The following is a 12,437-nucleotide window of genomic DNA, read 5'->3' as shown; positions in this document are numbered from 1 at the left end:
CCGCAGATAGTCTGAAAAGCAGTACTATTTGTTTTTTAGTTGCATCAAAAAGTATGGAGGATTGCACTAATATTTTTGTCTTTTGCAATTGTTATATGTTCGGTTTCGTTATATTTTTTATTTTAAGTATTAAAAACAATGGTTTACTTGGTTTTATTTTGTGTTTTTTTAGAGGTTAGATAACATTTCATAATTTCAACTTTTCAGGTTTCCTGTGTAATCTAGGTGCTGTTGACGAGATGAAGACGATACGTAAATAACTTCTCTCTAATCTTAAAAAATATGAAAAATGAAGTATGTGTATGCCGTATTTAAATAGCTCATGTATGTTCATTTTATATAGTGCTTACTTATAAAGGTGTAATAGCAATGTTCAATGAGTCTGATGAAAAAAGATACGTAAAACTATATAACAAGACAAAGGATCGCAGCATGCCAGTAGCAAAATCACTATCTAGAAAAGAGCTTGAGTTAGTTAAATGGGCATATGAACAAGGTTACTCTCGCGGAAAGCTGGATGGTGCCGACGGTGTATTTTTACATTCACAAGCAATCAATTCTCAGTTGGAAATGGACCTTGAGAATTTAATTCAACCGCTAAACTAATGGAGCAATCTGACATGTATACTCTCAATAAGAAACAGAGCAGAATGAGCAAATGGTGTGTCACGCCAAAACCTCGACCGAATGCAGATGTCAAATTAATTTGCTTCCCTTATGCTGGTGGCGGCGTATCTGTCTTTTATCCGTGGGTAGATTTGCTTCCCGATAATGTTGAACTCAATATTATTCAACTACCAGGAAGAGGCTCTCATTTTTCCGCAGAGCCGATTGCTGATATGGCATCATTAATTGAATCATTATTTAGTGAACTGGCACCTATATTACACTCTGATTATATTATTTTTGGTCATAGTTTAGGAAGTCGGATTGGTTTTGAATTAATCATCCGGGCTATTCGAGTGGGTTTAAAGCCTCCGCTGCATTTCTTTGCATCAGGCAGTGCGGGTCCTCAAAGAAAATGTTTTGGTCGGAAGGTTTACGAGCTACCTGATGTTGATTTTATTCAAGAATTAAAAGACATGAAAGGAACACCTGTGGAAATTCTTGAAAACAAAGAATTAATAGAGTTGCATTTACCAATGCTAAGGTCTGATTTTAAAGTCGCAGGGGAATATAGCTATAAAGGAAACGTGAATATACCTTCGCCTGTCACCGTGTTATTTGGTAAAGATGATGCTATTTCTGATGAAGAAATTCATATGTGGGGTATGTATTTTTCTGATTTTTCTAAGGTTGAATGTTCAGGCGGGCACTTTTTTATTGATACGCACCCTCATCAAGTTATAGCTCAGTTAAATCTTTATTTTGAAACTCAGTTTGCGATAAAAGCGGCGTAAACAGAGCAGGTTTAATTTATTTTTATTTGGTAGACAGCGTTAGAATTTCAAACAATTATGGCGTGTCTTTATTATTTCAATATCTCACTCGTGAGATAGATCTATTTATCGTTAGAGGTAGGGGGTTTCGTTGAAGTTTAATCTAATTTGTCTTTGCATGTCACTGACATACATGAGCGCTGCTCATGGCAGTACGCTAATCGAGTTATACAGTAACGGGGTTAAAAATAACTTATCTGTCAATGCTGAGCGTGTTGCATATTTGGCGGGGTTAGAGGGTGAGAAGCAGTCTTTTGCGCAGCTATTACCCCAGTTAAAGTTATCAGCGCATGTGCGTTATGATGCTCAAACACAGGCGTTAGATACTCATAATCTATTGCAATATAAAGGGGCGCAAAAATCAGCATCGGATGCTGCGGAATATGAATTAGGGCTGAGTCAGCGATTATTTGATTTGCCAGCCTACTATGATTATAAAGGTAGTCAGTACGGCTCGACTCAGGCCAAAGTCAAATTTCAACAAGCATTGTCTACCTATACCAGCGATTTTTTATCTGCATACTTAGATGTAGTAGAAGCGCAAGAGAAGTTACTCTTTATTCAAGAGACGCTAGATGCGTATGAAAAGCAAAGTAGTATTATTACTAATCGCTATGCGGTGGGCTTAGTCAAAATCAGTGAATTGAAAGAGTCAGAATCACAGCAGCTCAAAGTTGAGTCTGATGAAATACTTGCAAAAAATGATCTCGCTTTGGCTTTTGAGCAATTATCTTTAGTCACGCAAGTTGATGTAGATGCTATTCATGCTTTATCTGGTGAAATACCGGTACTGCATAATCCCGCTGAGTCAATCACACATTTACAAAAAAAGTTTAAGAATAACTGGGGGTTTAAACTTGCGAGTTTAGATTTGACGGTTGCGAATGAGAATTGGAAAGCAAAAAAGGCGAAGCACTTGCCTACCGTGACGAGTCGGTTGAGTTACACCGATAGTAATACCGATTCGACGTACAACTTTCAGCACCCAGATACATTAAATCGGCATGGCTGGAATATTGGCGTGTATTTGGAAATGCCAATTTATAATGGCGGAGGTGTAAGCTCTGCGAGCAGTGAAGCAAAGCTTTCTATGGAACGCGCGAAATACATGAAAAAGCTTAAACAGTTGGAGGTTAAGCAGCAAATATTGAAAAACCATAGAACTTTGCGTGCAATTTCACACTCATTAGCTGCGAATGGACTGGCTGTTGAGGCGGTAGAATTAGCATTGAAAAATTCAGAAGATGAATATTTCAGTGGTCTAGGGCCATTTAGTCGAGTGTTAGATAACCGCGCTCGGTTAATGTCAGAGAAGGTTCAGCTGATCCAAGAGAAATACCAGTATGTGAAATTATATATTTCGTTAAAAGAGGTAATGGGTGAGTTATCGAACACTGAAGTTGGTTTTTTAAATCGTTTATTTAGTGGCGTATTAGCACAGAGAGTGACTGTCGATAAATAGGCGCACATAGTGACTCTGCTGTCGCTGACCGATAAATATGAATAGGAGATAGTTTACATGAAATACATGGTTATATTAGGCGCTTTAGCGTTAGTTGCAGGGTGCGGCAGCCAACAATATAATGAAACACAAGTCGTAAGTGAGAAAAAAGCATTTAAAGTTAAAAGTGAATATGCGTTATTGGGTAGCTGGAAGGGAGATACGGCACAGATAGAGTTTCATGGGAGTCACTTTAATCAAGTTTTCTCTAACTCGTTTGTGCAACAGTCTCAAGTACAGACAGGACGGTATAGTCATGATGGCATCGTTCAAAAATTTCATTGGAGCTTAGATTCTGCTGGGATCGTGACGCTAAATATCGTCGATGGAACATGTGGTATCGTCCCGTTAGATTATTGTAATGTGAGTGCAAAAAAACAAATTACATTAAGCGGCTCAGATATCAGTGCTGCAACTTGGGAAATCAAAACAGACGGTGACTTAGATGGCGTTTACGAAAGTACGATTTCAGAGCCGGTTGTTAGAAATGAATTTAGTGATACACAGCTGCATGCGGGCAAACAGTTTTTGAAGTTATCAGATAATTTCGATCGCCCTTTGGAAATGGTCTTAAATGATGATGTGGTTAATTTATTGCTTCCAATTAGTACTGCTTCAACACACAAATATGTGCGCTTGTCTGGGGCTGTTAAGCAATCGGATCACAGCATCATATTTGATAAACATGAAGGTACCACATTAAGTGAACCACAGCGCTTTAAAGTGGCGAATGAAGCTGATGTGTTATTAGATGTGGAAAGTCAAATAAGTGATGTTGTGTTGAGAAGTGGACTCGGTGATAGTGTCGTTATTGATTACCTGATCACACGTAAGATAGTTATGCCGGACAATCTAACCGCATCTCAATTAGATTTGTCACAGTTTAAGGTTACAGAGCGCCATACTATAGTGACAAAAGAGTCAGTTGCGCTGTTAAGCGATCTTAGCATTAACTTAAATGAGACTTACTATTCTAAAATACCTGCAGGCTTTAGTGCATCGGCGGATGGTGCAGGTCACCAGATTGTTTTTCATGAAGGAAATACAGGCGTGATTTCGTTTATAGATCCAAGTAGTGACAATGCAGAGAATACTCAAACATTCACTTGGGAATATAAGAGTGATCAACAAGTGCATGTTGCTTTAGCTAATGGCATAAGCTGGGACTTAGGGTTTACAGGAGCTGTACTTGGTGGCTACAGTGCGATTTATCAAAATGAAAGTAATGATATATACGGGCATGACTTCTTAACGCAAGGGTACGTTGATCCTAACACATTAGTACCTGGTCGCTTTACGCTTGAGAATACGGATGGGTTATCAATGGTTGATGTTGAGTTCAAAGAGAATGGTGAAATACTTATTCAAGCTGGACCAATTAGCTTTAGTGGTTTTTGGGCTGTCACAGATGAGCGAGAAATTGTGAGCTTTGAATGTGAGCAACATGATGGTGTATTAGTAACAGAGCTAGATCTTTGTAAAAGCCAACTGCAACTGATTGGGACTGACGAGAGTACTTTAAAGTTTGGTCATATACGTAAATTTAAGTTTTTACATAGCAACGGTAATAAATTGGTTTCAACATACAACGCGACCGCGTGGGGTGAACCGCTTACGACTGGCGCTGTACCAGTACATTTTAATTGGGTTTATCGTTGGCAACGCGTTGGAAATTAGTCAGTAACGTAAGTCGTAACACTGTTCAGGAATTGTCTTTTTAGATTAGCCATAAACCTGCTGACTGTATATAGCCACATAGTCGGCAGGTGGAGAGAACAATTTTAAATATTGAAGTTAACTAATTGCCACTTAAACCAAGATTATGAATAAAAATAGAAATTAAAACTCATGATCAATAAGTCGGCCGTTATATGTGCAAGTAAGGAAGAATAAAATGAAACAGATATTAAATCATGCAACACGTATCGATCACTTGGCCATTGCGGTTTTAGATCTAGAATCAGCTATTGATTTTTACTGCGGTATTTTAGGGTTTGAACTACTAAAGCAACGAGAAGTAAAAGGTCAGTTCTCAGGTATGTTAGCTGCCGAATTATGTGGTAATGGTTTTACCATCGTATTGGTGCAAGGTACGAATAAAGAATCTCAAGTTTCTAGGTTTGTTGCAGAGTATGGTCCTGGTGTACAACATGTAGCCATTGAAGTTGATGATGTTGAAGAGGCAAAATCCCGTTTAATGCAGACTGGTTTACAGTTTTCGACCAATATTATTCATGGCGATCAGTTGAAGCAGATTTTCACACTCAGAGATAAAAACTCCGGCACGATGTTTGAGTTTATCGAGAAGAAAAAGCGTACTTCACAATTTGAAAAAACAAGTATCCAAAATTTATTTGAGCAATTAGAACTAGCTGGCGCATATTAGGGGTTAACATGAAGTACACGATTATAGATTTTCTTGAAAAAAACAGTCTCGATAAGCCACATGACATTGCTTTTCGTTTTTTAAGTGATAAAGACTTAACACCAGTAAGTTTAAGTCATAGCCAGTTGTGGGAGGCTGTGCAGTTAAGAGCCGAGCAAATTAGACTAAGAGCACAACCTGGTGAGTGTGTATTACTTTTGTTTCCGTCAGGGTTAGATTATGTCGTTACTTTCTATGCATGTTTAGCTGCGGGTATTATAGCGGTTCCTCTATACCCGCCCAGCAAGAGCAATAAAGTAGATAGAATTACGAAGGTAGCACAAAGCTGTGATGCAAAAGTCGCACTGACTATCTCAAGTGAAATGGATAAAATTAATGAATGTTTTGCACACGATAGTGCACTACAAGCGCAAGTACAGCCAATAGCAGTAGACACCTTACCATTAGGCGAACGTTATAAAAGTAGTGAACTTGAGTTAGAGCAAGTTGCCTTTTTACAGTATACGTCTGGTTCTACAGGGGCACCAAAAGGCGTTATGATTTCCCATAAGAATATTATTGGAAATGTGACGCACCTCACGCATACTGCCAGTGCGACACATGAAGATATATTTGTAAATTGGTTACCACTGTTTCATGATTTAGGTTTAGTGACCGCCATTTTGTGGCCTGTATACTTGGGAACAAGCTCGACTTTAATGTCTCCAGCGACGTTTGTAAGAGAACCGATCAACTGGCTACAAGCCATTCATGATTACAAAGGTACCATGTGTGGCGCGCCTAACTTTGCTTATAACCTATGTACTAAAAAAATATCAGACTCAGCGCTAGATAATTTAGACTTGTCATCATGGAAAGTGGCGTATAATGCGGCCGAACCAGTGAATGCTGATACACTGCGAGACTTTTCAGCACGCTTTGAACAGTGTGGCTTTGATGGCCAAGGTTTTTACCCAGGTTATGGGATGGCAGAGGCAACGGTATTCATTACTGGTGTGACACGAGACCATCAGCCGCCTATGTTGGTATGCGATAAAGCATCACTTGGTTCGTTTAAATTAGACTTAGTTGATGAAAATCACACCGTGTTGACAAGTGAGTTAGTGAGCTGTGGTTATGCTGAGCAAGATCATCATGTGTGTGTGGTTGATCCCAATACAAAAATGCAATTACCAGAAGGTGAGGTCGGTGAGGTTTGGTTCGCAGGTCCAAGTGTTGCGTCAGGGTATTGGAAACTGGAGGATATTTCTGCGCAGGTATTTGCACAAAGTTATACCGAACTCAATGGTGAACAAAGTAAGCCAGTTTACTTGAGAACGGGTGATTTGGGAGTGCTACAGGATCAGCAGCTATATATAACGGGTCGCCATAAGGACTTGGTTATTTTCCAAGGGAAAAACTATTACCCCCAAGATATTGAGCATGCAGCAAGTGAAGCGCATGACGCTGTACGCAGCGGTTATAGTGCTGCATTTTCTGTCGATAGAGCGGGTGAAGAAGAATTGGTATTAGTGACAGAGCTAACTCGAGAAGCCTTTAGAAAAGCGGACTATAAAGCGGTGACGGACAGTATTCGTGCTCATGTCTATCAGCAATGTGAAGTGCAAGTAACTGAAGTAGTTTTATTGAAACCGTATTCAATTCCAATGACGTCAAGTGGGAAAATTCAGCGTAAGCAAGCTAAGGCAAATTGGCAAAATGATTCGATGCCAGCTTTGTTTAGCGTAGATGCGACCAGTGAAATGGCGGAAATAGTGCAACCAGCCACTGTCATTGAGGAAGCCATACATCAAGTGTGGTGTAAACACTTAGCATTAGAGGAGGCTTCTGTTACTGCGGCATTTTATCAATTGGGTGGTGACTCAATCAATGCAATAGAGATTGCAGCAGAGGTTGGTCGCATTTTTGACGCCATAGATTTGGTTGAACGAGACCTGTTAGAGCATCATAGTATTCGCGCTATGGCTGATTATGTATCGCTAAAGCAAAGTATGGCTAACTTGCATGCAGGTAAGCAAAAAAGCGCTGCGAGTGCGGGGCAGTTAGTATTATGAGGTTAGCAGAATTACTGGAAATATTGGCTCTAAAAGGCGTTACTTTGCAATGCCAAGATGGGCAGCTTGTATTAGAAGGCCATGTTGATACCTTATCGAGTTCAGAGATACAAGCGCTTAAAAAGTATAAGCATGAAATTATTGGTTTAAGTGGTGAAAAGAGCAATGTGTTTGATGTCGCAATATGTACTCGAGCACACGCCTATAGTACACAAATGACAAGCCATCAAAAAAGCATGTATCTATTAGAGTCACTTGCAGAACAGCCATATTATAACTTACCCGTGGCGTATAAAATTACGGGCTCGCTACAATTGGAAAAACTGCAACATGCATTTAATCGACTCATTGCCAACAATGATGTATTAAGAACGATATATAGTAAGCCAGAAGAGACGCAGCATATTCAGTCGCAGCATGATTTTGTTTTACCCCACTCTAAACTGCGTGATGAAGCGTCTTTGGTAGAGGCGCTGAAATGTGAAGCAAATTATCGCTTTGATTTATCAAAAGAGTGGCCGATTCGCGTTCATGTTTATGAACTAGACACTTATTATGTATTGAGCATTAATATTCACCATATTGCCGCTGATGGCTTCTCTGCAAAGGTGATTTTACAGACCCTCGCAGCTGAATATGCACAACCATGTAGCACGGTTCATCGGGTTGCGCAGTATGCAGATTTCAGTGATTGGCAACAGGCGTACTTAACGTCTGATCATGCAAAAGAAGGTATTACATATTGGCAGGCGCTATTGGAAGGGGTGTCAAGTTGTCATAACTTTCCAATACAATACCCTAGACCTACCACGCTGAGTGTGCAAGGGAAGCGACGGAAGCAGACGCTAAATAAAGACTTATCGAGTCAGTTGAAACAATGTGCGCAAGAGCAAGGAGTGTCTAGTTTTTCTCTATTGCAATCGGTATTTGCGTGTTACTTATCAAGAATGAGTGATAGCCAAGATATTGTATTTGGCTCTGTTTATGGAAATCGTAGTGGCGAGAATGTTGCTAATACGGTGGGTATGTTTGCGAATACATTGCCTTTTAGATTCCAATTCAGTGCTGAAGATAGCTTATCCACAGCAGTCATTCAGTGTCAAAAGCTAGTGAAAAATGCGAAGCAGTATCAATATGTTCCTTTTGAGCAGATCGTTGAACTTGCCAATATAGAGCGTCAAGCCAACCATCTGCCTTTGGTGCAAATTATGTTAGTTGCACAAGACAATGCATTAGAGCAATTTCGTCTTGATGGCTGCCAAGTAGAACTCATGGATAATGATCAAGATGTGTCAAAGTTCGACTTCTCGATTCATATTTATACAAAAGGCGAACAGCTGGAGTTTGTATGGGAATACAATACGCACTTATTTAGTGATGATTGGGTTCAGCATTTAGCGCGTTATCTAGAGCATTTTATTGCGCAGCTCATTGCGTCTCCAACCATGGCTTTCTCAAGTATTCACTTTAAGCATGATGCAACAGCTGAGATCATTGAACCGAATCGGTTCCCAGTTTTTAAGAGTTTACCGGAGTTGATCACAGAACAAGCAAGCGATTATGCAAACAGAGTAGCGATTAGCCATTATTCGGAGCAGTTAACTTATGGACAGTTGGTGGATCGACTTTCTCGAGCTGCAAGCCATTTTCTGGACACTCATTATGCCCCCAAAAGCAGAATTGGTGTTTACATGGAAAAATCCATCGATATGGTGGTCGCTATGTTGGCAATTATGCGTGCTGGTTATACCTATGTACCGCTTGATCCCAGTTATCCGCAGGCACGCGTAACGCAGATCTGTCAAAATGCGGAATTGGCATGTGTAGTGACGCAAGATGGGCATTTTCCAATTAATAAGTCGCAGTCGCCTTTTGAGGTTGTGACGGTGGCGCAATTACAAAAAAGTGACGTTAAAGTCGCTTACCCGGTATTGACTGAGGAAGACATTGCTTACGTGTTATATACATCAGGCTCAACTGGAGTGCCTAAAGGAGTCGCTGTACCGCATAGCAGTATCTATTATTCACTACAGGCAAATAAACAAGTATTTAACTTTAATCAAAATGACACGATGCCAACGATTGGCTCACAAGCTTTTGGTGTGTCATTGCTTGAAATTTTGGTGCCATTATTAAGTGGTGGGAAAATTGAGATTATTACTCGAGATGATGTATCTTTATTGCCTCAACTAATTGAAAAAACACAGCAGGTGTCAGTATTGCATGCTGTGCCGAGCCTAATGGGGCCTTGGATCGATGAAGTGAAAGCCTATGGTGATGACTGTTATCCTGATTTGAGGTTGTTATTGGTTGGCGGTGAGCCCGTGCCAGACACGCTTTTGAAAAAAATACACGCTTGGCGTGAAGATGTTGAAGTTCGGGTTTTATATGGTATGACGGAGTCATCGGTGGTGAGCAGTAGTTATGATCCAAAGTCGGTCCCAGCATTAAATTACTGTATTGGTCAGCCTCATCCCAATGTGAATTACTTGGTAATGAACCAGTTTGGTGCGATACAACCGAAAGGGTTAAGTGGTGAGTTGTATGTGGCTGGATTGTCATTAGCCGCCGCCTATGTTGGCAACAAGCAGCAAACGGATAAACACTTCACTTATGACGAAAGTACAGCGCAACGAGTATACAAAACGGGTGACCGAGTAAAATGCCATTTGGATGGCCACTATGAGTTCTTAGGCCGGTTAGACAATCAGATCAGTTTAAGAGGCGTGAGAATCGAATTAGGTGAAATCGAAAACTGCGTTAATGACATAAGCGTGGTGACTCACTGTGTTGTGCATCCTCAATTGATGAATGACACCGATGTTTTATTGGTACTGTATTACAGTATTAAGCACGGGGCAGACAGTGAAGACGCTTTGGCACAAATCAAAGCGCAGTTAACTGAGCACTTACCAGTCTCAATGAGGCCGACATTGTTTAGCCAATTGGATGCATTACCGCTTAATGCCAACGGGAAAATTGATCGTAAATCGTTACCTATTCCGCAGTTGAAAAGTGTTTATATTGCACCGGCAACGCCGACAGAGAAAACGATGCAAAATCTATGGTGTGACTTGTTTGAGCTTGATTCTATTTCAGTGGAAGATAACTTCTTTGAACTAGGCGGGCACTCTTTGTTGGCGAGTAAGTTAGTTGCTAAAGCGAATGACGTTTTTCAAGTGAGTTTATCAATTTCAGCATTTTTTACTGCACCAACCATTCGATTGTGTGCGATGAAAATAGATTCTGAGCGCGATAAAAACAAGCTGCAATTACTCCAAGCGACAATTGTAAATGATTCAAATAGCGAAGAGCTGATATTTTAATAAGGCACAAAACAATGAATAAAAATAAAGAGCTAACTTCACTTAGTAGGTTGCTATATAACTTTTCTCCGCGACAACTGATATTTGCCGTGGTCCTTGGGATGTTATCGGGCGCACTCTATAGTTTGATTATTCCTTTTATTTTGAGTGGACTAGAAAACGGACAACTTGAAGTGTCTGGGTATGTTATTTTGGAAGATGGTTCCACTGGCTTTTTTGCATTTGTTGCTGCGATATTATTGACGAAAGTGACATCGGTAATATTTGTGAATAATATTGCAAAGTCTGCGTCTGCCGATTTAAAGTTAAAAGTTGCAGAGCGAATACAAGCGCTTGGTGTTGATACCGTTGAGCGTATCGGTTTTTCAAAAATACTGACGATCGTCGTTGACGATGTCAATCGTATTACAGATGCAGCCGTGGCGATACCTATGATGATCGTCTCCTTTGTGACAGTGTTAGGTATGCTCACTTACTTAGCCTATCTAAATTTGCAAGTGTTTGCTTTTATTTGCGTGGCGATAGTATTTGGTGTGTTGTTATTTCAATTGCCAGTGTTATTTGCAAAAGGGCTATATACTCGCTCTCGTGAAGATAAAGACATCTTACAAGAAGGTATCAGAGGACTTATTTTTGGTGCTTATGAAATGAAGTTAAGTCATAGCAAAGGCAGAAAGTTTCTGGCGGAAGAGATTGCAGCACCATTGAGTAGTTCGACAAATAAAGAAAAGAAAGGTGACGCGGTTATCCATTTAGCAGGCAATGCCAGTGAGATGATTTGTTTTTTTGTCATTGGGGGAGTGGTATTTCTTTTACCAAGTGATTTATTAAGTTCAGACACAAGCGCTTTCGGAGTGGTAATGGCATTGCTGTATATTACAGGGCCAATTGCAGGCATATTATCGATGATGCAAACACTCAAAATTGCACAAGTGTCATTAGAGCGAATTCATCAATTACAAACGCTTGAGCCAGAGGTTTATAGTTTAAATGAGGCTGGTGCGGTTAAAGATGAATGGCAAAAGCTATCTCTCTCAAATGTACAATATCAATATACGTCAGATGAATTAGAAGAAACTTTTGCAATTAAACCCATTAGTTTGGAGTTCGAAAAAGGTCATATTTACTTTATTGTCGGTGGTAATGGTTCAGGAAAATCAACATTAAGTAAGCTTATTTCATTCCATTATCGTCCAACACAAGGCAGTGTGCAATTTGATGACACCGCAGTAACAGAAACGAATTTGATGGCTGTAAGAGAGCGTGTTGGGGTTATTTTTTCGAATTATCATTTATTTAAGAAGCTCTATATACCCACAGATGATATTGACCAAGATAAAGTAAAACGCTACTTGGATATGTTTAAACTGACCGGAAAAACTGAGCTCATTGGTAATATATTCACAACCACTAAACTGTCTGATGGTCAAAGACGTCGCTTAGCTTTACTTGTGGCTTTGATGGAAGACAAAGATATTTATATTTTTGATGAATGGGCTGCGGATCAAGACCCTGAGTTTAAAGATTTCTTTTATACCGAGGTGCTGCCAGAGCTGAAAGCCGCAGGAAAGCTGGTCGTCGCCATCACACATGATGATAGGTACTTCGATTGTGCCGATAAGGTCATAAAAATGGAATCGGGCGCGGTGAAAGAAGTTGAGCAATACGCGATACGCCAAAGTGAGCCGACACATTTACCTAGCTTAGCTACCGCCTAAAAAAAGAAGAGCA

Annotated in this window: 8 protein-coding genes; all 8 read left to right on the top strand. The window is 40.1% G+C overall.

Going from position 1 to position 12,437, the window contains the following annotated elements:
* Positions 1–432: 432 nt before the first annotated feature.
* The 8 genes from J8L98_RS18740 to J8L98_RS18705 all read left to right on the top strand — a co-directional run bounded on the left by J8L98_RS18740 (position 433) and on the right by J8L98_RS18705 (position 12,424).
* Positions 433–606, top strand: a complete 174-nt coding sequence (locus J8L98_RS18740) for a hypothetical protein (RefSeq protein ID WP_225738487.1) — start codon at positions 433–435, stop codon at positions 604–606.
* Between the two features lie 14 nt (positions 607–620).
* A complete protein-coding gene (locus J8L98_RS18735; RefSeq protein WP_247682616.1) occupies positions 621–1,400 on the top strand; it encodes an alpha/beta fold hydrolase in 780 nt (259 codons plus the stop codon).
* A gap of 130 nt (positions 1,401–1,530) precedes the next feature.
* The gene (locus tag J8L98_RS18730; protein ID WP_247671176.1) at positions 1,531–2,901 is read left to right on the top strand and encodes a TolC family protein; all 1,371 of its coding nucleotides are present in this window, start codon (positions 1,531–1,533) and stop codon (positions 2,899–2,901) included.
* 57 nt (positions 2,902–2,958) lie between these two features.
* Positions 2,959–4,617, top strand: a complete 1,659-nt coding sequence (locus tag J8L98_RS18725) for a hypothetical protein (RefSeq protein WP_210997693.1) — start codon at positions 2,959–2,961, stop codon at positions 4,615–4,617.
* 217 nt (positions 4,618–4,834) lie between these two features.
* Positions 4,835–5,326, top strand: coding sequence for a VOC family protein (locus tag J8L98_RS18720; protein ID WP_119862558.1), 492 nt, complete (start codon positions 4,835–4,837; stop codon positions 5,324–5,326).
* Between the two features lie 8 nt (positions 5,327–5,334).
* Positions 5,335–7,380 (top strand): AMP-binding protein, encoded by a 2,046-nt coding sequence (locus tag J8L98_RS18715; protein ID WP_210997692.1) that lies wholly within the window; start codon positions 5,335–5,337, stop codon positions 7,378–7,380.
* Positions 7,377–10,706: a non-ribosomal peptide synthetase gene (locus J8L98_RS18710; RefSeq protein ID WP_210997691.1), complete on the top strand. Its 3,330-nt coding sequence runs from the start codon at positions 7,377–7,379 to the stop codon at positions 10,704–10,706. Before J8L98_RS18715 ends, J8L98_RS18710 begins: the two co-directional genes overlap by 4 nt.
* Before the next feature lie 14 nt (positions 10,707–10,720).
* A complete protein-coding gene (locus J8L98_RS18705; RefSeq protein WP_210997690.1) occupies positions 10,721–12,424 on the top strand; it encodes a cyclic peptide export ABC transporter in 1,704 nt (567 codons plus the stop codon).
* Positions 12,425–12,437: the final 13 nt, after the last annotated feature.

Source organism: Pseudoalteromonas sp. MMG013 (assembly GCF_018100885.1).
In the GTDB taxonomy this organism is placed as follows: domain Bacteria; phylum Pseudomonadota; class Gammaproteobacteria; order Enterobacterales; family Alteromonadaceae; genus Pseudoalteromonas; species Pseudoalteromonas aurantia.
Note: the sequence above shows the minus strand (reverse complement) of the source record. Positions and strands in the feature narration are given on the sequence as shown.